Below are 26,996 nucleotides of genomic sequence, written 5' to 3'. Positions count from 1 at the left end.
GGAGCCGGTGGCATACGGTTCACCGGAACACGGTGCAAACCATCTGGCAGGACAGTTTTGGGTGGACTGGCCGAGCATCCATCAGCCAGTATGACTAATTGAATGACAATGACGGCCACAACAAAACGGATCATGTCAGCCTCCTCGGTTGCCGAACTCAGTTGCCAAAGTTCGCAGGTACCATCTGGTCCTGCAGCCGCGCGGTGTTGCCGGCGCGCTTGAGGACAAGCTCCTGCTGCTGCTCGGCAATCAGCCGGTCCTCGGAATCGGCCAGCATCCTGAAGAGCTGCAGCTTCGTCATCTCGTTGCCAACCGCCGTGCTCTCAGTCTGGATGCGTGCTTGCAGTTCCGAGATGCCTTTCTGGTCCTGCGTCACGTCGATCTGCTGCATCAGGCTCTGGATCTGGTCGAGCTCCTGGAGCTCCGTCTGGTACGCCTGGGTGCCAAACGCCTTGTCCTGGAACGGCTTGTTCAGCGCGCGCTGGCAGACCTGCTGGTCGATCCCGCTCTGGTCCTCGCAGTTGTAGATTTCGCTCGCCGAGCGCAGCGTCTGCGCGCTGCCCGTGAGACCAGCATAGCCACCGTTCTGGATCGCCATGTAGACCGACTGCCAGTTCGACGGCAGCGAGTTCGACAGCACCGGATTGCCCATCAGTTCACCGAAGCCGCGCGTACCACTGAGCGACTGATATAGCTGGAGTTCCTGCTGCACTTCCTGCTTCAGTTGCCCGACGGTCGCGATGGCCTGCACCACGTTCTGCGCGTCGAAGACGGGGATGCCCTGTGCATGGGCCGAGGGCATCGTCAGCACGACCACAGCCGCCGCGATCGGGGCAATACCGATATGGATAGGTAACCTGATCATGACCATGACTCTCCTGAGTTATCCTGGTCGCCAAGGTGCTCGCGGGCGGCGCGCTGATAGGCAGGGATCTGGCCTGAACCGCCGCCCGCGTTCGCGCTACCGACTTGCCCGCTGCCGTTGGAAATTCGCCCCCCCGGCCGACGCTGGCCGCGTCCGAGACTCACGAGCGAGCCGAGACCTCTCACGGCACCACGCGAGGCAAATCCGGCCACAAACGCACCGAACCCCGACAGCGTGGCGCCTCCGGCAAGTCCCGAGGCGACGGCCGGCAGTTGCCAGCCGATGGTTGCCAGCAGCAGGGACGTGATGAACAGGCCAAATGCCGCACCCCAGGGGGCTATAGCGGTGAGCACTGCCTGACCCGCTGCAGCGAGCGCCGAAGCGTTCGTATCGGGCGGGGAAGTCGTGACGTTGAACGGCGCGAGGTCGGCGGAGAACGCCGTGAGCGCCATCCCAAGAAAGGCTGCGATGAGGATCTGCAGCAGCGCATAGTTCGTGACCTTTGCGGTCCACGCCTCGAAGAAACGCGCCGTCGGACCAAATGCGCCACAGGCAATGAAGGCCGGGCCGAGCCCCAGCACCAGATCGAGCAGCATCCTCGCCATCGTGACCTCGAAGGCCAGAACCATCAGGAAAATGGCGCCGCCCAGCCCCACGATGAATCCGCCGACCAGATCACCAATGCCTGCGACGATGCCACTGACACTGAAGCCTTCGTGCGTCGCCTTGTCGAAGTAGGCATCCATCACGATGTCGATCTGCCGGTCATAGCAGTCGAGGGTCTGGTAAATGGCGGACGCGCTCGTGCCTGTCACGCTGCTGCCACTCACCGTTCCGCAGCCGGTGTTGCCTGCACCGCCATTGGCCGCCGCGGTCTGGATCGTCTGGGCCAGGCCCGTCGTCGCCCCTTCGACTGCCGTGACGACCTGGGACTGATAGATACCCGCGCCGAGCGCAAAGGCAAGCATGACGGCCACCTTCAGGCCGCGCCACGCGAATGCAGGTACCGACTCATGGGCCTCGCCGCGCACGACGGCGAACCCGTACGTGATGATCCAGATCGTCAGGGCCGTCGTGACAACAGGTACCAGCGCGCTGGAGAGGGCTGAGGACACGCTCGTGACATACGTCGACATGCCGTTTTCGAGCGTGCCGCCGACTGAAGTGAAAAGGCCGCTCATCGTGCACCTCTTCCCGACAGACGCCGGGCCAGCGCGTTCGGGACTGCCCCGGTCGCACGACGCTTGGCCAGCCGCTCATGAAACACGGGAAGCCACGCCACGGGATCGTCGCCGACCTCGGCGCGAACCCCGTCCAGCAGTTCGACGTTGTCCGTCGTCCCCGACAGGACGTCGAGCACATCACCGAGTCCGGCGAGATCCAGCCTGCCGATGGCCGAACGGTGGCCCTGCTTCATGAGGAACAGGCGGCTGTTCTCGCCGAGAGACCGGACGATGTTGAATTCGGCCTCAGTCAGCTTGAAGCCATGCACATAGTCGTCGTAGTCGGCACGCGGGTTCGGCAGGAAGAAGAACGTCGCGGTCTGCTCGACCAGCGCGCGCGCGATGTCGCTACGCAGCACATCGGCCGGGGACTGCGTATCAAAGATGCCCAGACCGTTCTGCTTGCGGATCGTCTTCTGCTTGTCCTTTGCGAAATCCGTGAAAACCGGATCGCCCAGCCGCTTCCAGAATTCGGTCATCACATAGACGAAGCGCCGCCCGTCGATCAGGCTCTCCGTCAGCTGCAGCAAGTACATCGTGACCGGCGTCGACACCTCCGGATCGTCGAGCAGTTCCGTATCATCGAAGCCGAAGAGATGGTTCTGGCGGAAATCCAGCAAGTCCGACGGGTTGTCCAGCACCCACCCGAGCCGTCCGCCTGCACACCACTTCGTGAGCCGTGCATGCAGGCTGTTCTCGCCCACGGCGGGCAGCAGTTGCCGGACCATCGACAGGCGACGCAGCCGCCGTTCCATGCGTGCGACCTCCCGCACGGCACGAGAAATATCGAGCTCGTCCTTCGCCGACAGCAACATGCCGGTGTCGACCAGACGACGCACCAGCCGCTCCCAGAAATCCAGTACCGCCTCGTCAGGATCGAGCTGGAACGGATTGAGTCCCGTCGGGACACCCCGTCGAAACACTGTGTAGCGGCCGCCCATCGCCCGGATCGCGATCTCGGTGCCCCGGTCCTTGTCGTAGACGACGCCGGTGAGGCCATACTTCATCGCCATTGCCAGCAGGAACAGCTCCAGCACTGTCTTGCCCGCACCGGCCTGCCCGATGATCTGGGTGTTGGCGAGCGCCTTTTCGTCGCCCGAGTCCTTCTTCTCAGGCGTCGCGTGGAAATTCAGGTACAGCGGCTGGCCACTCGGCGTCTTGACGATCGTGATCGCCTCACCCCACGGATTGCCGTCGCGCTTGCCGGTCGCGAAGTTGTGCAGGCTCGCGAGTCCGCAGAAGTTGCGCGAGGTGAGCTTCGCCTCGCGGGGCCGGTAGCGCCAGTTCCCGGGCAGCTGCGCGAACCATGCAGCGTCCGCTACCAGATCGACCAGCGCCGTCTGGAAACCCACGTCCGCGAGCTGCGTGCGCGCCTTCGCCACATGCCGCGCGACCTCGTCCGGCCGGTCGCCGAGCACCGCAAGCGAATAGTGATATTCACCGAGGACGAAATCGCCGTTGATCAGGTCGTCGAGCGCCTGATCCATTGCCTGCACCTGCGACACCGCCACGTCCTCGCCCGCGATCAGCTGGTTGCGCTGACGCTCGAGCGCTTCTTTCGCCGTGGGACGGTCGAGGATCGTGAAGCTCTGGGTCTCGATGTATTCGAAATCGCCATAGAGCAGACCGTCGAGCATCCCCGGCTCGGTTTCCTCGGGGTAGTCTTTCAGGTCGAGCAACGCCGCGTAGCGCGTCGAGCCGGGCATGCGGATCTCGACCTTCTCGGTCCGGAAGAACAGCCGCGAAGTGGGCAGCGCTTCCGCGATCCGGCCTGCCGGTACCGGTACCGGCTCCCATGCGGCATTGACGAGATAGGCCAGGAATTCCAGCGCCGCCGAGAAACGTACGGGTCGCTGCGTGTAACGGATCGGCTTCCTGTAGACGCCGAGCGGCACCGGATCCCAGGGCTTCAGGCCGGATTCGACCTGGGCAGCGAGCTCCGCCATCACCTTCAGGGCTTCGTGCTGGTCGCGCCGGATATCATCGGGCGTGCGCCGGGCCGCCTGACTGAAGATACGCCCCAGGCGCGTGCGGTGCGGCCGGTACACGAGCGTCAGGTACAGCTCATTGGCCATCATCCGGTAGCCGGCAAAGCTCGCGTAATAGCGCGTGGCGAGCTGCTGGCAGAACGGGTTGCCGTATGGCGTAGCGAAGTGGTCGGTCACGCGCCGGCGGATCCGGTGTGCCCACAGGCCGACGTGACCACCCGGCAGGCTGCGCACGAGCTGGTTGAACCCTTCGTGACGCACGAGGATGTCACCGGGGTCGGCCGCCTCGAAGGCGATGCCGGCGATTTTCCAGACCCGCAGGTAGTCACCTTCGCGCGTGCGGATGACGTGGTCAGTCACATGCGACGAGAACGGCACGAAGTCTGAGAGCCTGATCTCGCGTTCGGCCATGTCGATGAATTGCGGCGGCGCACCCATGTCAGCCCCTCCTCTTGAGACAGAGCGGCATATAGGCGTGCGCACCCCAGAAGCGACGGTTGCGCTGGCGAAACACCATGCGAGTGCGCAATGCGAACTGCGCGAGGCGCTGGTCGTCGTGGCGCGTGACCGAGCGCATCGTGACGAAGACGGGGATGAGGAGCAGCACGATGCCGACGCCTACCGGCGGGCTCGCAAGCAGCGCCCAGATAGCGGGAATCAGGATGCTGCTGCCCACCATGAGGAACGGCACGAGCGGCACACCCCAGAGCATCGCGGGTCGCGTGCAGCCCTTGAAGACGGGATCCCTGAGCGGATTCATGTGCGCCTCCGCATCAGCTCGTCGGGATCAGCATCGCCGCGATCACCGTGGCGCAGCCCACGAACAACCCGCCGATGAACACATTGGCGATATCGCCGAAGCGTGCGTGCTGGAACATCATCTTGAAACCCGCCCAGATGATCGAGATCGAGCACACCACCGCGCCCACGCTGAGCAGCGTGGTCTGGATCGTCGTGAGCAGCGTGTTGACCTGCGAGAGCTGGGCGTATGCCGGTGTCACCGTCAGTATCACCATGGGCACAACCGCGAGACTGCACCATGCATGTCGCGCCGATCCGGGCGTCCGCAACTGTCGAGGAATGCGACTCCATTTGATATGTACTCCTGATTTCATGGATTACTCCTGTTACGCACGTTGTCTCTGTTTTCTCAGAACACCACAGCACTTTCCTGCGTCATATCGTCTGCCTGACCGGCCTGGTGTCCCGCCCTGCCGCCCACGGGGTTCGGGAGACCGGGCGGACTACGGGATGGGGCGGATCGCGCGCCTGCCAACGAGGAGGGAATGAGGGGTACGGGTGAAACATCGCCTGCAATGGCCGGAACCACCGGATCCGGGTGAGTAGCCTGGGCGACCACTCGCTGCACATAGCCCGTACGAAAGCCGGTGGAAAAGTCGCCGCTTGCGTAGCACGACAGCCCCGCGCGCAAAGTGTCCTGGGTCTGCGCATGTGCTGGCTCATGTGCCCGGTCGTGTACCCGCGCGCGTGCTTCTTTTGCGCGCTCGAAACACTCCTGAAGAATGGCCGCGCCCGTGGCAAGATTCCGGCACGGATCGAAGACCGTCTCTGGTGTCAGGCCGAACCGTATCCAGTTCGAACGGTTCACCTGGGCGAGACCGGCGCTGTAATTCCACCCTGCGGCATCCAGCGCACGTGTGGTCGCGACGGCTTCATCGAGGGTCACCGGCTGTCGCTGAAGGCGGCCATGCACCACCCCGATCGCGTACGGGTTGAAACCGGATTCGACCTGTACGACCGCGGCCATCGTGGCAGGCGCCACGACAGGCGCGCACTGCTGTGCCAGGATCATGAATGCGGCGGGCAGCATCATTCGCCACCTCCCTGACCGCCTTCGTTTTCGTACTCCCGCTCGAGAAAGAGACGTGCCGACTGCGCTGGCTGATACGGGATCGCCGTACTGCCTGCCCCGCAGGACTCCGTGATCGTGCGGTCTGCGCCTCTCGCGTCCCACCACACCCGCGTGTACAGCGCACCGTCGATCTCGACGTTGATCGCACCGCGCGCATTGCACAGCAGCTCGCTCTGTTCGGGGCCGCCCCAGTACAGCAGATCCTCACGGCAGTACCCTGCACTCGCAAAGACGTTCACGACCGAGGTCCCCTGCGAGCCGCCCGCTCCGAAATCGCACGTCGGGAAAGAATCGCCGTGCCGCAGGGCTGCCCACAGTCTCTCGATTGGCGGAACACACTCACCGTACTGTTCAGGGCCGCCGGGATTGGACAGGCACAGGATCACCTGGCAGCCCCAGTCGTCAGCGCGGGCAGTGCCGGGCACCATGATCGATGTGCCGAGGACTGCGGAGGCCACGATCAACCAACGGCTCAGCGCCCGTAGCAGAGCACGGCCCACCAGGGCGACGTTGACGGTGGTAGTAGATACAGTGGTAGCGTCATGCATCGCACACCTCCGCATCGCGAAGGGCCGGCACGATACCGTCCTGGATCGCTTCCAGGCGATGTGCGAGCACATCGAGACAGGCGGCCCCCGCACGGATGTCTTCAGGCACGTCTGCATCCCGTGGAGCAGCGTCGCTATCCGCTGGCGTGAAAGGTTCGGTGCGGCCGACGGACCTCAGGTGGGGCAGCCAGGCGTATCCACGGGGAGACGCCGGGTCCGCGATCAACCACTCACGCAGCGTCGTCTCCATCACCTTCACCCACGCCTCTTTCATTGCCACAGGGATAGCCACAACCGGCAGAATTCCGGTGAAACGGAGTGCCGGATTCAGTCGAGCCCGGATGCTGCGGACGCCGTACGTGCCGTTGATGACCTCCGAGGCGCAGTTGATGCATTCAGGTGACACCGCGATGGGGCTCAGCACCGCGTCCACGAGAGCCTCTGCACAGACGGCCCTCAGATCGGGCAACGCGGGAGCGTCGACGAGGCAGACATCGAACCACGGTGCCACCGCAGACAGCAGGTGACGAAGATTCGCGTAATAGCGCGTGCAGGCGGGATCATCGTGCGAGAGCAGACCGTCGATCGCGTTCGCGTTGAGCACATGCACGCAGCCACCCGATGCGGATCGTGCGCTATCCACCGGCTCCACCACCCGGTTGCAGGACACGATCACGTCATACCGGTAGCGGGCAAGCAGGTGTGCGCAGCGCGGTGGCTCGGCCAGGTCCAGTACCAGCACCCGCCAGTGGCAGGTGCACTGCAGGTGGCGGGCCAGCAGACAGGTCAGCGTCGTCCTGCCCGAACTGCCCTTCGTTGAAACGATCAGAAGCGATTTCATGGTTCATCGTCCTCAGCTGCGCCCGCTGTCGATGAACCTGCGAAGAAAAAAGAACCCGCGGTGCCAGGGAGGCTGATCGCGGGCTCAACGGGGAATCATTGCATCAGCACCAGAATGCAAAAAGCCTGCAGATGCAGGCTTTTTGCGAATGCGTCACGGCACACCACGTCGTCGCACAGACATCGAAACTGCGGGGCCGCTAACGCGTACTCGGTCGTGCGTGGCACGTTGACCGGATCAGATTGTTGACTTCAATCTAGGCGAGTGAGCGGTGCAATGCAAGTGCCCTCAGGCGCCCCGCTATCTCTCCCATTACCCACGTGTTCCCAGGTGTTCCCACGACGTCCGAAAAAATTTTCACGTCCAGACGTTCATCCCAACGTTCCCTGCTACAGCGGCGTCGCTCACCGACACAAGGTGCCGGCGTGCAGCTGCACGAACCGGATCGGCGATGCGCCACTATCTGTCCCCCTCCGGGCGATCAACCGCCTTCACGATTCTGGTTCCCGCCATCCAGGGCCTGTGCGAGAGCCGCCCGTGCGGCGGCAAGTTCGAGTTCAAAGCATTGGGCCGGGAGCCGCGGAATACGCAGCCGACGGCAGACAACCTCCCGACGCGCATGCCAGAGATAGACCATGCGCAACATGTCACGATGCCGGACGTGGAGCGTCTGCCAGGCTCTCGTGATTCGTGCCGCATCGACCGGATCGTAGGCACCGCGCGATGCGTTACCCCAGTTCTCCAGCCGCCGGCGCAGGGGTGCAGAAGCGAGATCGCGACTCATGGAGCGCCTCCCACGTCATCTTCGCGCGCAGGCGCACGGTAACGCGCGGGATTCTCCAGAAACTGTTCTATGTCAGCCGCGCGCCATCCCACCAGACGGCCGCCCAGCGCGATCGCAGGCGGGAATGTTCCCGCCTGCATGCGACGGTAAATCGTTGAACGTGACAGCCCCGTTCTCTCTTCGACCTGACGGCGGCGCAGGATTCTCAGCGCCTCGCTATTCGCAATTGACATGATCTTCCCCCGGAACAGACACCGGCCTTGGGTTGCCGGTACATGGGGCATTCAAGCAGCGGTCGGGTCCTGCCTCCAAACCCGTCTTATCGACGGGAAACTCCCGTCGAAACGGGACGTATGGTGGTAGTCCGGCAGGAGTAGTACCCGTCGCGTCAACCAGAAGAGAAGGTCGTGCTGTCTTCCGATGAATGGCGAAAGCGTACCGTTGAGGCTGGCGTCGTGCGCTGCCCGGCATGCGACTCGCTGACCGTGACGATGGGAGCTTGTGCTGTAGGCACGTACACCATCTACCAGGAATATGTGTGCGAAGACTGCGGGTACGAATTTCAGGCCATGTTCGGCCTGATCGGGTGCGTGCCCGGAAGCAACAATGAGGGAAGCGCTACCCGAGACATTGTTCCGCCGGCAGGCGACTGAGCACATCGACCCCGAACCCGGGATAACGCTACCGGCATGTCGGCGTGGCGGCCCCGCAAGCCGTTGGAGCGCGCTCGCACGAGGCGATTCAACCGCGCCTCAGCGCAAATCGCCGGCGAAGCGGTGCGACGCGCGTCGCCGGCAACCGCAGCGCCATCTGCCGCCCCCCCGGAAGGACTCCGATGCGCCAACCCGACGAATGTCGTCGCCGACATATGACCTTGCAGCAAGCTGGCTCCTCCGATCATGCAAACTGATGGATCCGACCAGCTAGAACTTCATCCTGATACCCGCCCCCACGCTGTTGCGTGACGACACACTGGTCATCGTGTCGTACCGCCACGCGGCGTAGACGTCCGTGCGTTTCGAGAGCGGGTAATCATAACCGAGCACCACAGTCGACCAGCGGATATCCGTGCCCTGGGCAGGCCGCCGGAGCGTTCCCGCCCAGGACACCAGTATGCTGCCCGTGCCGACCTGGGCGCTCGCCCCCACCTGAACGGTATCGTCGGTAAGGTCATTGTTGTTGGTGACACGTTCGTACTGGAGATAGAGCTTCACTGCCTGCAGGCGATACGCGGCTCCGGCCAGCCACGCGGTCTGTTCCGTGGCGCCGTTCAGGAAAAGCGACGCAGTGTGAAGGCTCTGGACTGCGGCCGTCGCAGAGAACGGCCCTGCGAAGTAGAGCACGTTCGCACTATAGTTCGCCTGCCCGGCGTGGCCCGCGATGCCCGCATTGCTGTACAGCACACTTCCTGTCAGACCGCCAGCCTCGGGCGTCTGGTAGACGATCGAGTCGTCAATCGCCGTATCGCTTTGCACCGACGCAGCGCCCATCGCGGAACCCAGAAACGTGTGGACCACCATGGGCGAGAAGACGAACGAGTTACCGAACGGGTTGAAAAGCAGCGTGGAGACGAACAGCAGCGAGTCATTACGCCCCAGCGTCAGCTGACCAAATTGCCCACTCAGGCCGACGAACGCCCTGCGCCCGAAGAATGACTGCCCGTCGTATGCGCCTGACTGGCCACTGTTGATCCGGTAAAAGCTTTCGAGCGTGAAGATCGCCTTCATGCCATCGCCCAGATCCTCGGCGCCCGACATGCCCCAATACGATGTCGAGAGCCCGCCCGAGCCCACCTGCCAGGCGTTGCCCGCGGAGCCGGGCGTACGCACCACCCCGGCAAATGCATCGGCCAGCCCGTAGAGGGACACTGACGACTGCGCGTGCGCCGCGCCCACTGTGACGCACAACGACAGCGCCGCCAGCCCCTTGCTCCATCTTCCCCGCACATCCCTGCACATGTTTTTCTCCTTCATCGCTTGTGAGTGTTCGTTTGTTCGCCTGACGCGCGCCTGCCTGACGGCACGGATTGCCGCCGCACGTCACCCCGGCCTGACGCGTGCGAGCGGCCTTCCGCGCTCGGCCAGTGCAATGGCGATCAGCAATTCGTCCGGTGCCGGCGAGTCGGGTATGCAGAGCGACACCGTGTCGAAGTGATCGAAGCTCCACATGTCCGTGACGCTATGCAGGGGAATGTCGACGCAGGCACCAGCGGGCCCGCGCTTCGTAACAGACGGCATGATCGAAGACGCGCCAGGCAGGCAGTCGCGTACCGCCTTGCCGAGTCGTGGATGAAGCAGCGCCGCTCCCCATTCGAGCGGTACGCCCGTGCCTGCGAGCGCTGCCTTCCCGTAACCCTGGATGTCTTCCCCCGCACAACCGAGCGCAAGCAGCGCCCGTGCGGTGAGCATCTGGCCGAGATCGGCTCCCATCGCAAAGAGCGCCTCAAGCTCGCCGGCAACATCCTGGTCGGTCGGCTTCAGCACCGCAGCGGCCACTACCTGACGGTGCGGTGGGGTCACCGGCGTGCCGAGTTCCGCGCACCGTTCAACGAGATGGACCACGATCCGCGCAATCTGGACGTTCATGGCGCGATCTCCGTGTCGCCCGGGAGCTGCAATTCCGGTCCCGGTGCCGGGAAATATCCTCTCGCCAGTTCGTACGCACGCGCTGCCCGCAGCACCAGGGCATCGCTGCCCCGGCGCCCGATAATCTGCAGGCCGGTCGGCACGTCCCCCACGAATCCGCACGGCACGGATATCGCAGGCACGCCAGCCTGGTTACACCACGCTGTCAGAAGCGGTGCATTGCGCAGATGGCCGGGCAAGCCGGGAACCGGAGGCGGTCCGCAATGAAACGTCGGCGTGAGCAGCAGGTCATAACGCTCGAAGAACGTTTCCATCGATGCGCCGAGTGCGTGACGGGCAAGCAGTGCATCGACGAATGTCGCGGTGTCTATCCGTGCCCCTGCATCCGAAAGTGCTTTCAGGTCAGGGTCAAGCGCCGTCCTGTCGGCTAACTCCATATGCCGCACGCGCTGGGCAAAGAACACGGACCACTGGACCGAATGTATGCGGCCATTGCCGTAGTAGTCGACGATCGGCGCGACGTCGACCTGGATGACCGTCGCGCCGAGTGCCCCGAATGTGTCCACTGCCCTCTCGACACACTCCGCGATGCCCGGCGCCACCGACACACCGTCCGGGGCCAGGCACCAGGCAACCCGCAGACCCGCGACACCGTCGCCCAGCGCGGCGGAATAGCCGGACGGACTCCCTGCCCCCGGAGGCCTGTCGTTGTCCCCGCAGGTCATCGCATCCAGCATCAACGCTGCGTCGCGCACGGTTCGCGCGATCGGGCCGAGCGTGGACAGTGCAGTCCACGACGCCGCACTGCCCGCCGGCACCAGCGCGAACGTAGGCTTGAATCCAACCACACCGCTCCAGCAGGCCGGAATCCGGATGGACCCGCCCCCATCGGTCGCAAGCGACAGCGGACCCATGCCCAGCGCAACCGCGACCGCCGATCCGCCGCTGCTGCCTCCCGGCGAGAGCCGCGTATCCCACGGATTGCGCGTCGCGCCTGTCAACGGACAGTCGGTCACGATCTTGTTGCCGAACTCGGAAGTCGTGGTCTTGCCAAACGGTATGGCGCCCGCGTACCGCAACCTTGCGACGGCCGGTGCATCGGCGTTTTCGCGGTCCGGCGAAGTGGTCCATGACCCGTGCCGTGTCGGAAGACCGGCCACGACAACGAGATCCTTGACCGATACCGGTACGCCATCAAGCGGACCGCACGGCTTGCCCCGCATCCACCGGCGCTCAGCCTCGCCGGCAGCCGACATCGCCCCTTCCTCGTCGAGGGCGCAGAAGGCGTTGACAACCGGATCGAGCTTCGTGACCCGATCCAGTACCGCGCACATGACCTCCACAGGCGAGAGGCTGCGCTGCTGGAAACCGGCGACCAACTGAGCCGCACTCAGCATGAAAATTTCTTTCATTATGTAGTCCTTATCTCTTGATACGAGCTCTTCTGCAAAATGAAGGGATCGTGCCTATCCTTCACAGACCGGCGTCACCGGGCCCGTGGATTCCAAAATCGAAAAGCTGTTATCGGCGAGTGCCTGGCCGATCCGTGTCTGGCAAAGCACATGGCCTCCGTCGTGGCTCACGCCCGTCTTTCCACGTGGAAGTGCTAATGACACGCCCGGCAACGCGGCCTTGACACGAGCTGCGTCAACACTTTCCGCCGCCCGGACGGCTTCGGCGAAAAGACGAATACCCGCATAGGTGTTCTCGCCATGCGGGAGCACCACGGCATAGCGGCCGAGGCGAGGATCGCGTGTATCGGCGTAACGTCCCGTATAGCGCGTGAGGAACGCCTGGTTTTCCGGGTTATCGATGCTCATGAAGTACGACGACACGCCGATCGTTCCGGTCGATGCACCTGTGGTTGCGATCGACAGGGATTCGTGTGCGATGTCCGTCACCAGTTGCGGTTTCATCGCGAACGACCGGTACTGCTTAACGAACGTCACCGGGTCGTCCCCGATGCTGTGCCACACGATCTGTGGCCTGGCACTGGCGACCTGTTGCAGGACGGCCCCGTAGTCGCGCGTGCCGAAGGGCAGCCAGAAAACGTCGAGGAACTTCCCGCCATGGCGGGCTACCGCAGCCTGCAGCTGCGGGACCAGCACCTTCCGGTTGCTGCCGATGTCCGAGACGACTGCGCAGACGGACTGCCCACCGCCGCGCATGAGCCACGCAATGAGCGGCTCGATCCGCTGGCTCGCGGCGAGGCCTGTTGTGAGCAGTTGCGGGTCGCACCGCCCCTCGTCGAAGTTCGGATAGACGATGAGCTTTCGCGCTGCCCTCGCCGCCTGAAGGGCCGCCTCACGCTCGGATGGCAGCACCATGCCCGTGATCATCGCCACGTCGTCACGCATGAAAAGCTGCCGCGCCTTCTCCAGCGTAACGGCCGTCGACATCTGCGTGTCCTCGACGCTCAGTTGCAGTGGCCGTCCCAGCAGCCCACCCGCCGCATTGAGTTCCTCCACCGCCAGCGCGGCGCAGTTACGGTTGGTCTGTCCCACGCGCGTCAGGGGTCCGCTGAGCGGCGCGAGCAGGCCTATCTTCAACGGCCCAGCTGCGCGCGCAAACGGGGAGACGGCCGATGCGGCGAGGGATGCAGCTGCGCCAAGCAGCACGGTTCGGGAAAATTCACGTCGGTTCATGCTTTTTCTCACTGGAGATCACTGGATGTTTTCAGGGCAGAAGTCCGGCACGGCATCGGCGGCAGGAGAGAGATAGCGTGCGAGCGGGTGTTCACCCGTCCCGCCGCTTCGCGGCTCAACGGCGCCGGCATGCACGAGGCGCCCGTTGCTGAGCACGACGCAGCGGCACGCGCTCTGAAGGACGAGGTCGAGATTCTGTTCAACCAGGAGCACGGCCAGCTTCGAGCGGCGGCAGAGGTCGGGTATCACCTCGCCAATACGCTCGACGAGATTCGGCTGGACGCCGTCAGATGGCTCATCCAGCAGGAGCAGTTTTGGACGGCCGCACAAGGCGCGTGAGATGGCGAGGACCTGCTGCTCGCCACCCGAGAGCGTGCCGCCCTGCTGCGAGAGGCGCATTTTGAGCACCGGGAAATAATCGAATACCTCGTCAAGGATGTCGGCGCCACCGGCGGCCTGCGTACCCATCAGCAGGTTCTCGCGCACGGTCAGTTTCGGAAAGATCCACCGCCCCTGCGGCACCAGCCCGATACCCCGGCGCGCGATCTCGTGCGTGCGCAGGCCCGTCACCGGCTGATCCAGGAAAGCGACCTCTCCACTCACACGCGGCAGCAGCCCCATGACTGCCTTCACCAGCGTGGTCTTGCCGGCACCATTGCAGCCGAGCACACCGACCACCTCGTTCGGCAGTACGTCCAGCGTGACGTTGTGAACCACATCCGCGTCGCCGTATCCGGCGCACAGGTTTTCAATGTGCAGCATGTGTCGCCCCCCGGCCCAGATAAATGCGGCGGATCTCCTCGTCGTCCGCGATCTCCGCATACGATCCCCGTCGAACCACCTCTCCCCGGTGCATCACCCACGTCTCACACTCAAGGGCCCGCACGAAACCCAGGTCGTGTTCGATGGCCAGTACCGCGCACCGCTCCCGTAGCCGGTGGATGAGGCGCACCAGCCGCTGCGCGTCCTTCGCGGATAGACCGGCTGCGGGTTCATCGAGCAGCAGCAGTGCAGGCTGGCACATGATGGCCATGCCAATTTCCAGCCACTGCCGCTCACCATGCGGCAGATGCGAGGCGAGCTCGCGCGCTTGCCCGGACAGACCCACCTCCTCCAGCACCGCATCGGGATCTGGCATTGGCGTGGCCCGGTATGCCGCGACGCCAAGGCCTGCCACCACCAAGTTGTCGCGCACGGTCATCGTGAGGAAGGTGTTGGTCCCCTGGAACTTGCGCACCACGCCGCTCCGGCAGAATGCGTGCATCGGGCGGCCGGTCATCCGCTCACCGTCGAGATACAGTTCGCCGGAACCGGGGGCAATCGCGCCTGAGAGCAGGCCAACGAGCGTGCTCTTGCCCGCGCCGTTCGGGCCAATCACGCACAGCAGGTCGCGTGGTCTGATGTTGATGTCGACGCCCGCGACGGCGTTGATTCCACCGAACGCGCGCGACAGGTTGGTGCCCTGCAGAAACTGGCCGTCCATTACCGTTCCTCCCGTGCGTGTCCCGCGCGGTGAACCGGCGGCCTGCCCCATACCACTCGACCAGCCCGACGCGCAGCCTCCACGAATCCATCAAGGAGCAGGCCGTTCGGCATGAACAGCACGCAGGCGAGAAACAGGCCACCGAGAATCAGGGGCCATCCGTCCGTGCTGTAGCTGGAAACGGTCTGCCTGAGCAGCGTGAGAACGACCGCGGCGACGACGGGTCCACCAATTCTTCCCCTGCCGCCGATGGCCACCCAGAGGATGACTTCGGTCGCAAGGAGCGGCGAGAACACGTCCGGTGCCACCACCCCCGAGCAGGCCGCCATCAGCGCGCCGGCGATTGCGGCAAGCGCCGCCGAGGCGACGAAGACGAGCAGCAGGTGAACCGACGTGTGATAGCCGCAGGCCTTTGCGCGCCACTCGTTGGTCGCAATTGCACCGAGCACCTTGCCGTAGCGGCTGCGGCACACGAGCCATATCAGGCCGGTCGCGGCAAGTAATACAACGGCTACCGTGTACCAGGAGGCGCGAGGACCGCTCATGTCGAACGTGTGGCCGCCCACGCTGAATGACAGTCCCGGGATGCCCAGGATGCCAGTGTCGCCTCCGGTAATCGACTGCCAGCTGACAGCGAGCTGCTGGGCGACGATCAGCACGGCCAGGCTGATGATGGCGAAGAAGTGGAGCCTTACCCCCGCAAAGAGCAGAAAATAGCCAATCACGGCTGCGACAGCCGCAGCGCAGAACACACCGAACGCCAGTCCCGTCAGGGATGCCTGTCCGAACTGCACGGTCGTAATGGCAAATCCGTAAGCGCCGAGACCCAGGAACGTAGTGTGCCCGAGCGTGAGCACCCCGGCCCGTCCCCAGAGCAGGTCATAGCTCAATGCGAGGATCCCCATGACCAATGCATCGCGCACCGCCGACAGCAGCCAGGGACCGGCGAAGAAAGGCACGATCGCCACGGCGGCCGCGGCCACCGCCGACATCAGCAGCGGCAAGAGATCCCTGGCGCCGAGAGCGGGCTGTGAGAACCAGAGCCGCAGACAGCCTGCATGTTTTCCAGACATACGCTTTATCCTTTACCAAGAAGCTGATGGGCAGCGCTGAATCCCGGAATCAGCCCTTGCGGTCTGAACCGGATCACCACAATGGAGAGGACCAGCACCACCGCCGATGCGAGAGAGGGATCGACGCGATAGCTCAGTAACGTCTCGGCAGTACCGATGACTGCGCTGCCCAGGATGCTGCCCGCGATTGATCCGATACCGCCCAGCACGATCACGAAGAACGCCTTGGCGAGATAGGAGACGCCCAGATGCGACTCCACCGACACCATGGGCGCGACGAGCACGCCGGCGAGCGAGGCGAGCGCCGCACCGCCACAGAAGGCAATGCGATTCAGGCGCCGGGTGTCAATGCCAGTGGCCTCGGCCATCGCCGGATGCTGGATCACGGCACGCAACTGGGTACCAAAGCGCGTACGGGCGAAAAGTAGCCAGCACCCTGCCGTCACGGTCAGCGCGACGCCAATCACAAAGATCCGGTAGGCCGGATAGCTTCCGCCCGGGACCGGAACCGCCCCGCTGAACGGGGCGTACACGAGCATCGGCTGCGTGCCGAAGATGAGCTCCAGCACCTTCTGCAGGATCAGGCTGACCGCATAGGTCGCGAGGAGCGTGTCCAGTGGACGGTCATAGAGCAGCCGGATGATGAAACGTTCGAGGCACCATCCGAGGACGGCCCCGACAGCGGGCGCCACGAACAAGGCAAGCCAGAAAGCCTCCTTCCCGCCAACCGCCTGTGCGACGGCTAACGCGTATGCGCCGATCGTGACCCACTCGGCATGTGCAAGGCTCACGATGTCCATCATGCCGAAGACGATCGCGAGCCCAAGCGCCACCAGCATCAGAATGCTCACGTAACCCAGAATGTTAAGAATCGTCGTCATATAAGTAAGTCCCTCTCTCCATGTCTCCGGAGCTGTCGCCCCTTGCGTGCAATCGGCAAACGAGCAGCTTTTCGGCACCGCCGCTCCTCAAAGCCAAGAATTCCTTAGGAAATGCACTAAGAAACTCTTAGTAAAAACGCCAAGCAATTGCCTGAGACTCCAAGGATGCCGAGTAAGCACACGACATCCTCCGTTTTTGCCAAACGCCTGAAAGAGGCACGGGTACGCTCGGGCCTGACCCAGGAACAGCTCGGCATTAACGCGGGAATCGACGAATTCTCGGCCAGTGCCCGCATCAACCAGTACGAAAGAGGCAAGCACCTACCCCATCTCGTGATGGGGCAACGTCTGGCGCGAGCGCTGCACGTGCCGACGTCTTTCCTCTACGAGGAGGACGATCTGCTCGCAGCTCTTCTCGTAACTGCAGCCCGGCTTACACGGGCAAAGAAGAAGATCCTCCTCGCGAATGCCGAGACGCTGAGACAATCAGCGCCTTCCCGGGCTGCAAAACCAAGCAATGTTTAGTCTTTCGACTAAGAATTACTTAGTAAAATCTCTGAGCGAATCCGAGACACTCACCGGATGCCGCACGATACACCCACTTCTGATGCTGTCTTCCCTCGACGCCTGAAACAGGCGCGACTGCGCTCGGGATTGACCCAGGAGCAGCTTGGCATCCACGCGGGTATCGACGAATTCTCAGCCAGCACCCGCGTCAACCAGTACGAAAAGGGCAAGCACACCCCTGCCATACAGACCAGCCAGCGTCTGGCGCGGGCACTCCTTGTCCCCACGGGCTTCCTCTATGAGGACGACGATCTGCTGGCGAACCTGCTGGCAATCGCCGGCAGGTTCAGCAAGGAAAAGAAGAGAGCCCTCCTCGCCGGCGCAGAGAAACTGGCCCAGGAATAAACTAAGATTTCCTGAGTCTCCGGACCAGCCGCGAACGATGCCGTACCTGACGCCTTGGCCGGATCGCAGCATTAGCCTCAATTAACCAACAACCCGTGCGAACTGCTTCATGCCGCCGCACCACGACACCCGTCAAACGTGCGTCATGTCTTGAGCCGACACTACCCGTTCATTGGCGCAGCTCGTTTACCTATTTGTGATCATAAACTTACGTCCACAGAATTTGAATGTCAATGTCGCAGAATCACTCGTTTACCCCGATTTTCTTCGTTTCTTGATCACTTGACATAGGTGCACGTCGCACCTATTGTGTATTTATGATGATTAATTAGGAGACGGCATGAATGGTGACATCTGTGATCTGACGGCACAGGAGCTTCATACGCTTTATAAGATGGGCAGTGCCTCCCCCGTCGAGGTGATGCAGGCCGTGCTGGCGCGCATAGAACAACTCGACCCCACCGTGAATGCCTTCTGTCAGATTGCAGCGGATGCACTCGACATGGCGCGCGCATCGGAAACACGGTGGCAACGCAAGCGCCCTCTTGGCCCTCTCGACGGGGTGCCGATCAGCATCAAGGACAACGTCGCTGTCGCTGGCCTCTCTACACGATATGGCTCGCGCGTCACGGACGAAACGCCAGCGCCCCACGACAGCCCTTGTGTAGCCCGGCTTCGCGAGTCCGGCGCGATCTGCTTCGCCAAGACCACCCTGCCTGATTTCGCTCACAAGATCGTCACCGACAGCCCGTTGACCGGCGTCACACGCAACCCATGGGACACGGAACGTACGCCCGGCGGCAGCAGCGGCGGCGCAGCAGCGGCCGTCTGCCTCGGTATGGCACCGGCCGCGATTGGAACTGACGGCGGAGGGTCGATCCGGATTCCAGCCGCCTTCACCGGCACGTTCGGCTTCAAGCCAAGCTTCGGGCGTGTGCCGCATGCACCGCGCGGCCCGTTCGGGCTGTTAAGTCATATTGGCCCGATGACCCGCTGCGTCGCCGATGCTGCCAGAATCCTGACCGTCATCAGCCGCCCCGACAGCCGCGACTGGTACGCGTTGCCATTCGATGGCAGCGACTATGAGCTGGGTCTGGAGTGCAAGCCAACACCGGGCGGCGTACGCATAGCGTACAGTCCGTCCCTGGGCCTCGCTGTTACGCCCGAAACCGCCGTCCTCGAAGCCGTCATGCGTGCGGCCGACACCTTCCGTGATCTTGGCTCCAGGGTCAAGCCGGAAGATCCGCCGAGTATCGCTCACTGTAACTCGATCCACGCCACCCTCTGGCCGGCCTGCTGTCGCCAGCTCACCGAAGGCATGGCTGACGGCGGCGCGGCACTCGATCCGTCATTGCAGGCCTACTCTGACGCTGGCGCCGGGGTATCGCGCCAGGCACTGCTTGGTGCACTGATCGAGAGGGGCGAACTGGGCGCCACCGTCAACGCATTCTTCGAGCGGTACGATCTCGTCATCTGCCCTGTGTATCCCCGCGTGGCCATGCCGCTTACCGAACTCCCAAGCAGTAAGGAACTGTTTCCCCACTTCACCGCATGGTGCAACCAGCTGGGGCTCCCGGCAGCAAGTATCTATGCGGGCACCACGTCGGAAGGTCTCCCTGTCGGTGTGCAGATAGTTGGGGGGCGTCATGCAGATGCGCTTGTGCTCTGGGCGAGCCACATCCTAGAACTGACGTTCGGACGCGCTCCATTGGCTGAGTTGGCGCGCACGCTTTCCTCGTCCATTGCTGGACGCAAAACGCATTGACGTTACCTGTCAGGATAGACGTCTGGACCTGCAGAACGCGGGACCGGACGCCATATCACGAATCGCCCCTCCTTCCTGTGCGCAGGCCAAGGTCCGAATCCAGTACCAGCTTCTGCCGCAAGGCCGCATGCACCTTGCGAAGCTGCGCCTCCGCTTCTGCCATGTGAGCCGCCATGAGCTTCTCGACCGCCCCTGCGTCGCGGCGTCTTGCCGCATCCAGGATCGCGCGATGAGCAGCGACGGTCTGCCGACCAAACGCCTGGTAGTCCTCTTGCGTCACATTGCCCGCCACGATCACCAGGCTATGCAGCATCTGGTTGATGATCTGACACGCGAATCGAAGGAACGCGTTCGGATTGGCGCCAGCCAGCACGTCATGAAAACGGATGTCCTCCTGGCGCTGATCGAGGGCACGTTCGTGACTCGCGGCAAATGGCTCGCACACCTCCACGCTGCGCTCGAGCGCCTCCAGATCCGCGTCCGTCAGATGGTCCACCGCTCCCGCTGCAAGTAGCGGCTCCAGCACGCGCCGCACGGCGTAAATGTCCTCGAGACTGATGCTCTCAAAAAACAGGTAGTTCTGCAGCGACTGGAATGCGCGAGCGAGCGGCACGCGTGTAATCGTCGCTCCTCCATCCGGGCCCGTACTCAGACGCACAAGCCCCTGTACCTCGAGGGCCTTGAGAGCCTCCCGCATGGAACCTCGACTGACGTTGAATATTTCCTGAAGCTCCGCTTCCTTGTTCAATCGCATGCCGGGGCGCAGCTTACCATCGGTAATCCAGCTCTTGATGAGCTCGGCCACCTGATCTCCCCGCTTGGTCGTGCGCGGTCCCTTGTTGCCTGGCTGAAGCAACGGTTGTTTCTCTGTCGTCTGTTTTCGCGCTGCCATACGTCACACCCGTAGTTAGCCATCGTCGTTTGGTCTGGACGTCATTATCGGTCATCCGCTGCCGCGTGACCGCCACGACGTCCCTACGAACGCCCCCGATACAACACCCTCCTAATGTTCGGAGGTGACGACCCCGCGCCCGGTTGCCTACGCTCATTGCCATACACGCAAACCTCCGTGGGTTCGCGTGAATATCGTTCCTGGGCGCAGATGCGCCCACCTGGGAGAACACGTCATGGCGCGACACGAACAGACGTCGCAACAGGTTCACATCATCGACGGCATCGCTGAAGCGCTCGCAGATCGCGGGCTCGATCTCGGCCTGCTTGCCAGGCGTATACGTACCCTTAGCCTCCAATCGGACGTAACCGGTGAGATCGCCGGCCCTCCCTGGCGTGCGGATGACGTGAGCGCCCTGAACATGAATCTTGTGCCCACCCGGTACGGTGGCTGCCCGGCGCTGCAGTGCCTCGTGGAACAGGCGACGTTGATGGCCTACCTCGGGGAGGCCGACGCAAGCCTCGCGCTGGCGTTGCCGGGCCCGGGGCTCGCCATGCCGCCTGTCGTTGCCCTCGCCTCGACGCAACAGCAGGTCCGATTCTTCCAGCGGTTCCAATCCGGCACGCCACGCTGGGGCGCTTTCGCCATCACCGAGCCGGACTGCGGTTCCGATGCGACCGCCATGCGCACCAGCGCACGAAAGACCGGTCGCGGCTGGGTCCTGAATGGCACCAAGTGCTTTATCACGAACGGCGCGCGCGCCGACTGCGTGATCACGTTTGCAACGATCAACCGGCGGATGGGCCGCTACGGGATTCGCGCATTCCTGGTGGATTGCAATACACCGGGATTCACGGTGTCGCGCATCGAACGGATGGCAGGCCTGCGCGCGACCCAACTCGCCGTGTTGTCCTACGCCGACTGCGAGGTCACCGATGATGCGCTGCTTGTCCGCGGCGACGAAAAACCGCTCGATGACGCCTTCTCGGGTGCGCAGCGGTCGTGGGACTATTTCAGGCCACTGCTTTCCGCCGTCATGGTCGGTACCTGCCGGCGGGTGCGCGCGGACCTTGTGGCCTGGCTCGATGCGGGCAGCACGCCCGCGGACAGGCATCAAGGCGTGGCGAGCGTTAAAGCGTCCCTGCTCGACATCGACCGCCAGATCGCGGCCGCATGGTTGCTCTGTCATTGCACGGCCTGGAAGACGGATCGCGGCGTCGCCACGTCAATGGATTCATCCGTGACCAAGGCGTTTGCCTCTCGCGTGGCCGCGCGGGTGACGCGCGCTGCGATGGACCTCGCCGGTATCGACGGCATCGCCGCCTGTCCGTCACTTGAGCAGGCTTACCGGGACGCCAGGGCATTCGACATCATGGAAGGTACCGGCGACCTGCAGCGCCTCATGATCGCGCGGGCAGCACAGCGATCGACGTCACGTCCGTGGGACATCACGGCACCGCCCGGCGACTGCCCCACCACACCTGCCTCATCACCTGACATCGCCAATGCCCACATCCGGGCAGGAGACATCCCATGACGCATGACACGCACGGTCCCGGACGCGAGGAAATCGCAGCCACCATCAGGTCATGCCTGGTGTCGGCCATTGGTAGCACCCTGGCTGCGGACCTGATCGCGGACGACACGAACCTGTTCGACGTCGGCGTCGACTCCATGAACATGACAGACCTGCTTCTTCAACTGGAGCAGCGTTTCGGCTTAACGCTCGCGCCGGAGGATCTCTCGGCCGATCTGTTCATGCGTTTCGGCAACCTCGTCGCCTTCGTAGAATCCCATGTCTGCCGCAACTGACGCCGTTCGCCACCGCCCATGCATCATGGCCACGGCCCGGTATGTTCCGCAGGCGCGCGTGCGGGCCGACGTTGCGTTACAGGACCCGGCGGCCACACCATCATCCGCACGGGAAGCCGTCATGCGATCAGTCTACGCCGATACGCTGCGCTGGCGCCGTGAGGTGAATCCTGGCCCCGTCAATCATTCGTCGAGCCCGGTGAGTGCCACGATACCGGAGTATGTCGCCTGCGAGCCACGCCTCCTTCTCTCGGAAATGGCATCAACGGTCGCCAGGGAAGCCATGCGGCGGTGCCCCGGGGAGGGCAACCTCACGCCGGATCAGGTGGTCGTCTGTGCGACAAGTTTCGAGGGCGACCTCGCGCTCTCGTGCGCGGGTCGGCTGCACAGTGAGCTGGGATCGACAGGTGTGCCGTTCGCGATTGGACAGTTGCAGGGCGCGTCTTTCTTTCTTGCGCTGCAGGTGGTGTCCGAGATGATGGCCAGCGACGACCGCATGCGCAGTGCACTGATCGTCGGCGCTGAGCGCTGGCTGCCGCCGTTCTCCCGGCAGGTCGGGACGCTCACCGCATTGGGCGACGGTGCAGCTGCCGCGCTGGTGAGGCGGCAGGCGGGACCCGGATGGCGTGTGGTCATTGTCAACGTCCGCACGCCTTGCCTCACATTCGCGTGCCCCGATGTGCGTGTCGACGAAACGATCGTAGTCGAAGTCATCGGGCAGACGTGTGTGCAGGCCGGATTCAAACCCGGGGCAATCGACTGGATCGTCCCTCCGCGCATCAACACCACCCTGGCGTGCGACGTCACCGCGCAGGCCCGACTGCTTGCATGGCGAATATGGTACCCGGAGCCGGGTGACATCGGCTATCTATGTGCCGCAGATGCGCTAGCGCAGCTCCACGTGTTGCTGCAGTCGGTTGCTCCGACGGACGGACAACGCATCCTGCTGTGGGCGACCGGCTTCCAGGGGCAGGCCGCCTGCGCCATCCTCCAATACTGCGGGAGCTAGCGATGCCTGCGCCCCCAAACAGTTCCATGCTGTCGCTGTCCGGTATCGCCCTCAGCCTACCGGTACGAACGGTCGATGCGAACACCTGGGCCCGTCGCTGCGGATTTCCGGAGGCTCGAAGCAGCGCACTGCTGCGCAACGGTGTACAGCGGTTCCACGATGCGGCAGCGGCGTCACCCGTCACGTTCGCATGCGAAGCGGTTTCCGCCCTGCTTGAGGATACCGGCACGGCACCGGCAAGCATCGATGCCCTCATCTACACGCACACTATCCAGAGCAGTGTCATGGCGCCGCCTGCCGGTACTGCAGCGTTCATCCAGTCCCGTATGGGCCTGGAGCGCGCACTCGCGTTCTCGGTGATGCAGCAGAACTGCGTCTCGCCGATGGCCGCCATCCGCTTGCTGCGCGTGCTCACCGCCGCAGGTCACCCCATCCAGCGGGCGATTGTCGTGTGTGCGGATGTGATGGGCTCGGGCTGCGACCATCTGCGCGCCATCCAGGACCTCGCGCTGCACAGCGACGGCGCATGCGCGCTCCTGCTGGAGCGCGGCGTGGGCCGCAACAGCATCGTGGGGCTGCACCTTTATACGGACGGTCGCTACTTCCGTGGCACCGACGACGACCTGCAGCCCGTGCCGGATGACCGTTACTACTGGTCGGCATTCACGACGATGCGTGCAGCACTTCGACAGGCAGGCATCACGGGTAATGAACTCGTCCATGTCCTGCCTCACCACGTCAACCTGGCCGGCTGGCAGCGCCTCATGGCCATGCTGTCCGTACCACGGGAGCGTCTTTTCACCGCGAATTTCGGCCGCCTCGGCCACGTGTTCGGCGCCGACCCCTTCATCAACTTCCACGCCGCACCACGCGGGCAACCGGGCTCCTGTTCCCTGCTGTTCTCCAGCGGACTTGCCGGCTGCTTTGGCGCGATGGTGATCCGCCACTGATCCCGAACCTGATCGCTATCCAGCCATGAGAAACCTCCTTGATCTTGTCCAGTCGGCAGCGCGCCGCACACCCGACGCGGAATCGCTCGTCTGCGGCGATGTCCGCATCACCTACTGCCAACTGCTGCAATGCAGCCGTGCGTTCGGACAGGCATTGTCTTCCCTCGGTGTGGCTACGGGCGAACGCGTTGCGATCTTTCTCGACAAACGTATCGAGACCGTCGTCTCGATGCTCGGCGCCTGCGCTGCGGGTTGTGTGTTCGTCCCCGTCAATCCGCTCCTCAAACCGGACCAGGTGGCTCACGTGCTTCGTGACAGCGGCGCCCGGTGCCTCGTGACCACCGCATTGCGCGCCCGCTCCCTGGCCGCAGACGGGGTTGCGCCGGTGACCGATGTGATCCTCGTAGATGAACCCGACCCGGCCCTTTCTGATCCGGCAACCACGGTCAGGGTTCACCGCTGGCCAGACTCCATCACCGGCCCCGACGACGCCCCGGTCCCGGCCTCGGCTGCAACATGCATCGACACAGACCTTGCCGCCCTTCTCTATACATCCGGCTCGACGGGATTGCCCAAGGGCGTGATGCTCAGCCACCGGAACCTGCTCGAAGGTGCCTGGAGCGTCGCCGAGTATCTGCGGCACGATCCGTCTGACCGCATCCTTGCCGTCCTGCCCCTGAGCTTCGATGCAGGCCTCAGCCAGCTGACTTCGGCGTGGTCGGCCGGCGCGACGGCCGTGCTGCTGAACTACCTCACGGCGCACGATGCAGTCCTCGCGTGCGAGCGCGAACACATCACTGCGATCACGGGTGTCCCGCCATTGTGGATGCAACTCACGGGCGCAACCTGGCCAGACGCGACGCGCAATAATCTGCGCTACTTCGCGAACACAGGAGGGCGTCTTCCGCTGCCTGTCCTGCAGAAGCTGAGGGCGCTGTTTCCGCGGGCCACGCCGTTCCTGATGTACGGGCTGACGGAGGCGTTCCGCTCCACATTCCTCGACCCCGCCGAGGTTGACAGGCGCCCCGACTCGATCGGCAAGGCCGTGCCCAATGCGCGGGTGCTCGTCGTCCGCGAAGATAGAACACCGTGCGCACCGGACGAAGCCGGCGAGCTCGTGCATGTCGGCGCATGCGTCACCCTCGGCTACTGGAACGACCCCGCGCGCACCGCACAACGCTACCGCCCTTCGCCTGAAGCAAAGCCGGGTGGCGTGGCGCGTGATATGGCGGTGTGGTCGGGTGATCTCGTACGTTGCGACAGCAAAGGTTTTCTCTATTTCATCGCCCGCAACGACACCCAGATCAAGAGTTCCGGCTACCGGATCAGTCCGGAGGAGATCGAGGAAACGGTCCACGCAAGTGGACTCGTCGTGGAAGCCGTTGCACTGGGCATCCCGGATGACGCGCTTGGTGAAGCAGTGGCGCTACTCGTCGTCCTGACCGGTGATTCAGATGTCGACGACCTGCGCGACTGGTGCATGCAGCGCCTGCCGCGTTACATGGTTCCCCGACATATCGTTAGTTATCCGGATATTCCACGCAACCCCAACGGAAAATTCGACCGGGCGGCACTGCGCAGCGAGGTTGCGTCATCCGGGCTTGCATCGCTCGCGCGCGATTCAGGGGAGAAAGCATCATGAGCCTCACCTTCATCAGGCGGCCCCCCGGACTGCAGTTCGGCGGCATCGACGTGCACCAGTTGGCTGACCGCGCCGGGCGTACGCCGTTCTTCGCCTACGACCGTGCAGCGATCGACACCCGCGTGCGGGAACTGCGCAGCCTGCTGCCCTCCGGCATGCACCTTCACTACTCGATCAAGGCCAATCCGATGCCCGCCGTGATCCACTACCTGGCCGAACGGGTCGACGGGTTCGACGTTGCCTCCGCGCAGGAGATGGCGCTGGCGCTCGATGCCGGCACCGCTCCGGGCGCGATCGGCTTCGCCGGGCCAGGCAAGTCTCACGACGACCTGCGCCGCGCAGTGGCCTGCGGCATCAATGTTCACGTCGAGTCGGAAACCCAGTTGCGGCTTGTCACCGCGCTTGGCTGGGAACTCGGCGTCCGACCCAACGTGGCGATCCGCGTCAATCCCGATTTTCAGGTCGGACACAGCGGCATGCGCATGGGCGGCGGCGCGGCGCCGTTCGGCGTGGATGTCGATCAGGTGCCGGCGTTGCTGCGCGAACTCGAGGTGCGGGAAGTCGCCCTCGCCGGCTTCCACGTCTTCTGGGGCTCGCAGAGCCTGCATGCGGCAACCATCATCGAGGCCCAACGCCAGAGTGCTGAACTCATCCTTCGACTCGCCAGCGGTCTGCCGCAACCGCTGCGGTTCGTGAATCTCGGCGGCGGCTTTGGGATCCCCTACTTTCTGGCCGAAACACCGCTCGATGTAAAAGCGGTCTGCGGGGCGATGCACGACTGGCTGCCACAGCTTTGCGAACGTCTGCCCGGAACGACGCCGATCCTGGAACTTGGGCGTTACCTCGTGGGCGAGGCCGGCATCTATGTGTGCCGTGTCATCGACCGGAAGGTGTCGCGCGGCAGGACATTCGTCATCACGGACGGCGGACTGCATCATCACCTGGCGGCCTCCGGCAACTTTGGGCAGGTCCTGCGCCGGAACTTTCCGGTCGTGATCGGCAACCGTCCAGATGGCGAGCCACGCGAGCGGTGTCACGTAGTCGGGTGCCTCTGCACGCCGCTCGACCGTCTCGCGGACGACGTTGAACTTCCCGAAGCGCATATCGGGGATTTCGTGGTGGTGAAGCAGTCGGGTGCCTATGGCCGTTCGGCGAGTCCGGTGCATTTTCTCAGCCACCCCGAGCCCGTCGAAATGCTCGTGTGACACCGCAACATCCGGAGAAA

Annotated in this window: 28 protein-coding genes; 9 read left to right on the top strand and 19 right to left on the bottom strand. The window is 63.7% G+C overall.

The window, feature by feature from the left end; genetic code table 11:
• Positions 1-157 precede the first annotated feature (157 nt).
• From virB5 to BCY88_RS07955, 18 genes are all read right to left on the bottom strand, one after another.
• Positions 158-865, bottom strand: coding sequence for a P-type DNA transfer protein VirB5 (gene virB5 / locus BCY88_RS08040; protein ID WP_120343781.1), 708 nt, complete (start codon positions 863-865; stop codon positions 158-160).
• Positions 862-2,046: a TrbL/VirB6 family protein gene (locus BCY88_RS08035; protein WP_120343732.1), complete on the bottom strand. Its 1,185-nt coding sequence runs from the start codon at positions 2,044-2,046 to the stop codon at positions 862-864. The genes virB5 and BCY88_RS08035 overlap by 4 nt, the downstream gene beginning before the upstream one ends.
• On the bottom strand, positions 2,043-4,514 hold the full coding sequence (locus BCY88_RS08030) for a VirB4 family type IV secretion/conjugal transfer ATPase (RefSeq protein ID WP_120343731.1): 2,472 nt from the start codon (positions 4,512-4,514) through the stop codon (positions 2,043-2,045). The genes BCY88_RS08035 and BCY88_RS08030 overlap by 4 nt, the downstream gene beginning before the upstream one ends.
• Before the next feature lies 1 nt (position 4,515).
• Positions 4,516-4,836, bottom strand: coding sequence for a VirB3 family type IV secretion system protein (locus BCY88_RS08025; RefSeq protein ID WP_120343730.1), 321 nt, complete (start codon positions 4,834-4,836; stop codon positions 4,516-4,518).
• A 13-nt stretch (positions 4,837-4,849) separates the two neighbouring features.
• Positions 4,850-5,191, bottom strand: a complete 342-nt coding sequence (locus BCY88_RS08020) for a TrbC/VirB2 family protein (RefSeq protein WP_120343729.1) — start codon at positions 5,189-5,191, stop codon at positions 4,850-4,852.
• A gap of 35 nt (positions 5,192-5,226) precedes the next feature.
• The gene (locus tag BCY88_RS08015) at positions 5,227-5,907 is read right to left on the bottom strand and encodes a lytic transglycosylase domain-containing protein (protein WP_120343780.1); all 681 of its coding nucleotides are present in this window, start codon (positions 5,905-5,907) and stop codon (positions 5,227-5,229) included.
• Positions 5,907-6,497, bottom strand: coding sequence for a hypothetical protein (locus BCY88_RS08010; RefSeq protein WP_120343728.1), 591 nt, complete (start codon positions 6,495-6,497; stop codon positions 5,907-5,909). Before BCY88_RS08010 ends, BCY88_RS08015 begins: the two co-directional genes overlap by 1 nt.
• The gene (locus BCY88_RS08005; protein WP_120343727.1) at positions 6,490-7,338 is read right to left on the bottom strand and encodes a ParA family protein; all 849 of its coding nucleotides are present in this window, start codon (positions 7,336-7,338) and stop codon (positions 6,490-6,492) included. The genes BCY88_RS08010 and BCY88_RS08005 overlap by 8 nt, the downstream gene beginning before the upstream one ends.
• 481 nt (positions 7,339-7,819) lie before the next feature.
• Positions 7,820-8,122 (bottom strand): hypothetical protein, encoded by a 303-nt coding sequence (locus BCY88_RS08000; RefSeq protein WP_120343726.1) that lies wholly within the window; start codon positions 8,120-8,122, stop codon positions 7,820-7,822.
• Positions 8,119-8,355, bottom strand: coding sequence for a helix-turn-helix transcriptional regulator (locus BCY88_RS07995; RefSeq protein ID WP_120343725.1), 237 nt, complete (start codon positions 8,353-8,355; stop codon positions 8,119-8,121). Before BCY88_RS07995 ends, BCY88_RS08000 begins: the two co-directional genes overlap by 4 nt.
• 690 nt (positions 8,356-9,045) lie before the next feature.
• The gene (locus tag BCY88_RS07990; RefSeq protein WP_120343724.1) at positions 9,046-10,080 is read right to left on the bottom strand and encodes a porin; all 1,035 of its coding nucleotides are present in this window, start codon (positions 10,078-10,080) and stop codon (positions 9,046-9,048) included.
• A gap of 81 nt (positions 10,081-10,161) precedes the next feature.
• The gene (locus tag BCY88_RS07985; RefSeq protein WP_120343723.1) at positions 10,162-10,707 is read right to left on the bottom strand and encodes an amino acid synthesis family protein; all 546 of its coding nucleotides are present in this window, start codon (positions 10,705-10,707) and stop codon (positions 10,162-10,164) included.
• Complete coding sequence (locus BCY88_RS07980; protein ID WP_120343722.1) at positions 10,704-12,119, bottom strand: amidase family protein; 1,416 nt, start codon at positions 12,117-12,119, stop codon at positions 10,704-10,706. The genes BCY88_RS07985 and BCY88_RS07980 overlap by 4 nt, the downstream gene beginning before the upstream one ends.
• A gap of 54 nt (positions 12,120-12,173) precedes the next feature.
• Complete coding sequence (locus tag BCY88_RS07975) at positions 12,174-13,352, bottom strand: ABC transporter substrate-binding protein (RefSeq protein WP_120343721.1); 1,179 nt, start codon at positions 13,350-13,352, stop codon at positions 12,174-12,176.
• An 18-nt stretch (positions 13,353-13,370) separates the two neighbouring features.
• Entirely contained in the window at positions 13,371-14,114 is a 744-nt protein-coding gene (locus BCY88_RS07970; RefSeq protein WP_120343720.1) for an ABC transporter ATP-binding protein, read from the bottom strand.
• The gene (locus tag BCY88_RS07965; protein WP_120343719.1) at positions 14,101-14,835 is read right to left on the bottom strand and encodes an ABC transporter ATP-binding protein; all 735 of its coding nucleotides are present in this window, start codon (positions 14,833-14,835) and stop codon (positions 14,101-14,103) included. Before BCY88_RS07965 ends, BCY88_RS07970 begins: the two co-directional genes overlap by 14 nt.
• Positions 14,835-15,908 carry a branched-chain amino acid ABC transporter permease gene (locus BCY88_RS07960; RefSeq protein WP_120343718.1) on the bottom strand — a complete coding sequence of 358 codons (1,074 nt, stop codon included), beginning with the start codon at positions 15,906-15,908 and terminating at the stop codon, positions 14,835-14,837. The genes BCY88_RS07965 and BCY88_RS07960 overlap by 1 nt, the downstream gene beginning before the upstream one ends.
• 5 nt (positions 15,909-15,913) lie before the next feature.
• On the bottom strand, positions 15,914-16,789 hold the full coding sequence (locus tag BCY88_RS07955) for a branched-chain amino acid ABC transporter permease (RefSeq protein WP_120343717.1): 876 nt from the start codon (positions 16,787-16,789) through the stop codon (positions 15,914-15,916).
• 165 nt (positions 16,790-16,954) lie between these two features.
• Here BCY88_RS07955 and BCY88_RS07950 point away from each other — a divergent pair, with 165 nt between their 5' ends.
• From BCY88_RS07950 to BCY88_RS07940, 3 genes are all read left to right on the top strand, one after another.
• Complete coding sequence (locus BCY88_RS07950) at positions 16,955-17,314, top strand: helix-turn-helix transcriptional regulator (protein ID WP_120343716.1); 360 nt, start codon at positions 16,955-16,957, stop codon at positions 17,312-17,314.
• A gap of 57 nt (positions 17,315-17,371) precedes the next feature.
• A complete protein-coding gene (locus BCY88_RS07945; protein WP_120343715.1) occupies positions 17,372-17,701 on the top strand; it encodes a helix-turn-helix domain-containing protein in 330 nt (109 codons plus the stop codon).
• 340 nt (positions 17,702-18,041) lie between these two features.
• On the top strand, positions 18,042-19,466 hold the full coding sequence (locus BCY88_RS07940; protein WP_120343714.1) for an amidase family protein: 1,425 nt from the start codon (positions 18,042-18,044) through the stop codon (positions 19,464-19,466).
• 55 nt (positions 19,467-19,521) lie between these two features.
• Here BCY88_RS07940 and BCY88_RS07935 read toward each other — a convergent pair whose 3' ends face one another.
• Positions 19,522-20,358 carry a FadR/GntR family transcriptional regulator gene (locus BCY88_RS07935; protein ID WP_120343713.1) on the bottom strand — a complete coding sequence of 279 codons (837 nt, stop codon included), beginning with the start codon at positions 20,356-20,358 and terminating at the stop codon, positions 19,522-19,524.
• 235 nt (positions 20,359-20,593) lie between these two features.
• Between BCY88_RS07935 and BCY88_RS07930 the strand changes: the two genes are divergently transcribed.
• The 6 genes from BCY88_RS07930 to BCY88_RS07905 all read left to right on the top strand — a co-directional run bounded on the left by BCY88_RS07930 (position 20,594) and on the right by BCY88_RS07905 (position 26,976).
• The gene (locus BCY88_RS07930) at positions 20,594-21,895 is read left to right on the top strand and encodes an acyl-CoA dehydrogenase family protein (protein WP_120343712.1); all 1,302 of its coding nucleotides are present in this window, start codon (positions 20,594-20,596) and stop codon (positions 21,893-21,895) included.
• Complete coding sequence (locus tag BCY88_RS07925; RefSeq protein WP_120343711.1) at positions 21,892-22,170, top strand: acyl carrier protein; 279 nt, start codon at positions 21,892-21,894, stop codon at positions 22,168-22,170. The genes BCY88_RS07930 and BCY88_RS07925 overlap by 4 nt, the downstream gene beginning before the upstream one ends.
• Before the next feature lie 121 nt (positions 22,171-22,291).
• A complete protein-coding gene (locus BCY88_RS07920) occupies positions 22,292-23,179 on the top strand; it encodes a beta-ketoacyl-[acyl-carrier-protein] synthase family protein (RefSeq protein WP_259461277.1) in 888 nt (295 codons plus the stop codon).
• A gap of 2 nt (positions 23,180-23,181) precedes the next feature.
• The gene (locus tag BCY88_RS07915) at positions 23,182-24,129 is read left to right on the top strand and encodes a ketoacyl-ACP synthase III family protein (protein WP_120343709.1); all 948 of its coding nucleotides are present in this window, start codon (positions 23,182-23,184) and stop codon (positions 24,127-24,129) included.
• A 25-nt stretch (positions 24,130-24,154) separates the two neighbouring features.
• Complete coding sequence (locus tag BCY88_RS07910; RefSeq protein ID WP_120343708.1) at positions 24,155-25,771, top strand: acyl-CoA ligase (AMP-forming), exosortase A system-associated; 1,617 nt, start codon at positions 24,155-24,157, stop codon at positions 25,769-25,771.
• A complete protein-coding gene (locus BCY88_RS07905; RefSeq protein ID WP_120343707.1) occupies positions 25,768-26,976 on the top strand; it encodes a pyridoxal-dependent decarboxylase, exosortase A system-associated in 1,209 nt (402 codons plus the stop codon). Before BCY88_RS07910 ends, BCY88_RS07905 begins: the two co-directional genes overlap by 4 nt.
• Positions 26,977-26,996 lie beyond the last annotated feature (20 nt).

Source organism: Paraburkholderia fungorum (genome assembly GCF_003610895.1).
In the GTDB taxonomy this organism is placed as follows: domain Bacteria; phylum Pseudomonadota; class Gammaproteobacteria; order Burkholderiales; family Burkholderiaceae; genus Paraburkholderia; species Paraburkholderia fungorum_B.
Note: the sequence above shows the minus strand (reverse complement) of the source record. Positions and strands in the feature narration are given on the sequence as shown.

Excerpts from the sequence above, each read along its gene's own strand:
- virB5 (WP_120343781.1), bottom strand. The coding sequence starts at position 865 with ATGATCAGGTTACCTATCCATATCGGTATTGCCCCGATCGCGGCGGCT.
- BCY88_RS08035 (WP_120343732.1), bottom strand. The coding sequence starts at position 2,046 with ATGAGCGGCCTTTTCACTTCAGTCGGCGGCACGCTCGAAAACGGCATG.
- BCY88_RS08030 (WP_120343731.1), bottom strand. The coding sequence starts at position 4,514 with ATGGGTGCGCCGCCGCAATTCATCGACATGGCCGAACGCGAGATCAGG.
- BCY88_RS08025 (WP_120343730.1), bottom strand. The coding sequence starts at position 4,836 with ATGAATCCGCTCAGGGATCCCGTCTTCAAGGGCTGCACGCGACCCGCG.
- BCY88_RS08020 (WP_120343729.1), bottom strand. The coding sequence starts at position 5,191 with ATGAAATCAGGAGTACATATCAAATGGAGTCGCATTCCTCGACAGTTG.
- BCY88_RS08015 (WP_120343780.1), bottom strand. The coding sequence starts at position 5,907 with ATGCTGCCCGCCGCATTCATGATCCTGGCACAGCAGTGCGCGCCTGTC.
- BCY88_RS08010 (WP_120343728.1), bottom strand. The coding sequence starts at position 6,497 with ATGCATGACGCTACCACTGTATCTACTACCACCGTCAACGTCGCCCTG.
- BCY88_RS08005 (WP_120343727.1), bottom strand. The coding sequence starts at position 7,338 with ATGAAATCGCTTCTGATCGTTTCAACGAAGGGCAGTTCGGGCAGGACG.
- BCY88_RS08000 (WP_120343726.1), bottom strand. The coding sequence starts at position 8,122 with ATGAGTCGCGATCTCGCTTCTGCACCCCTGCGCCGGCGGCTGGAGAAC.
- BCY88_RS07995 (WP_120343725.1), bottom strand. The coding sequence starts at position 8,355 with ATGTCAATTGCGAATAGCGAGGCGCTGAGAATCCTGCGCCGCCGTCAG.
- BCY88_RS07990 (WP_120343724.1), bottom strand. The coding sequence starts at position 10,080 with ATGTGCAGGGATGTGCGGGGAAGATGGAGCAAGGGGCTGGCGGCGCTG.
- BCY88_RS07985 (WP_120343723.1), bottom strand. The coding sequence starts at position 10,707 with ATGAACGTCCAGATTGCGCGGATCGTGGTCCATCTCGTTGAACGGTGC.
- BCY88_RS07980 (WP_120343722.1), bottom strand. The coding sequence starts at position 12,119 with ATGAAAGAAATTTTCATGCTGAGTGCGGCTCAGTTGGTCGCCGGTTTC.
- BCY88_RS07975 (WP_120343721.1), bottom strand. The coding sequence starts at position 13,352 with ATGAACCGACGTGAATTTTCCCGAACCGTGCTGCTTGGCGCAGCTGCA.
- BCY88_RS07970 (WP_120343720.1), bottom strand. The coding sequence starts at position 14,114 with ATGCTGCACATTGAAAACCTGTGCGCCGGATACGGCGACGCGGATGTG.
- BCY88_RS07965 (WP_120343719.1), bottom strand. The coding sequence starts at position 14,835 with ATGGACGGCCAGTTTCTGCAGGGCACCAACCTGTCGCGCGCGTTCGGT.
- BCY88_RS07960 (WP_120343718.1), bottom strand. The coding sequence starts at position 15,908 with ATGTCTGGAAAACATGCAGGCTGTCTGCGGCTCTGGTTCTCACAGCCC.
- BCY88_RS07955 (WP_120343717.1), bottom strand. The coding sequence starts at position 16,789 with ATGACGACGATTCTTAACATTCTGGGTTACGTGAGCATTCTGATGCTG.
- BCY88_RS07950 (WP_120343716.1), top strand. The coding sequence starts at position 16,955 with ATGCCGAGTAAGCACACGACATCCTCCGTTTTTGCCAAACGCCTGAAA.
- BCY88_RS07945 (WP_120343715.1), top strand. The coding sequence starts at position 17,372 with ATGCCGCACGATACACCCACTTCTGATGCTGTCTTCCCTCGACGCCTG.
- BCY88_RS07940 (WP_120343714.1), top strand. The coding sequence starts at position 18,042 with ATGAATGGTGACATCTGTGATCTGACGGCACAGGAGCTTCATACGCTT.
- BCY88_RS07935 (WP_120343713.1), bottom strand. The coding sequence starts at position 20,358 with ATGGCAGCGCGAAAACAGACGACAGAGAAACAACCGTTGCTTCAGCCA.
- BCY88_RS07930 (WP_120343712.1), top strand. The coding sequence starts at position 20,594 with ATGGCGCGACACGAACAGACGTCGCAACAGGTTCACATCATCGACGGC.
- BCY88_RS07925 (WP_120343711.1), top strand. The coding sequence starts at position 21,892 with ATGACGCATGACACGCACGGTCCCGGACGCGAGGAAATCGCAGCCACC.
- BCY88_RS07920 (WP_259461277.1), top strand. The coding sequence starts at position 22,292 with ATGCGATCAGTCTACGCCGATACGCTGCGCTGGCGCCGTGAGGTGAAT.
- BCY88_RS07915 (WP_120343709.1), top strand. The coding sequence starts at position 23,182 with ATGCCTGCGCCCCCAAACAGTTCCATGCTGTCGCTGTCCGGTATCGCC.
- BCY88_RS07910 (WP_120343708.1), top strand. The coding sequence starts at position 24,155 with ATGAGAAACCTCCTTGATCTTGTCCAGTCGGCAGCGCGCCGCACACCC.
- BCY88_RS07905 (WP_120343707.1), top strand. The coding sequence starts at position 25,768 with ATGAGCCTCACCTTCATCAGGCGGCCCCCCGGACTGCAGTTCGGCGGC.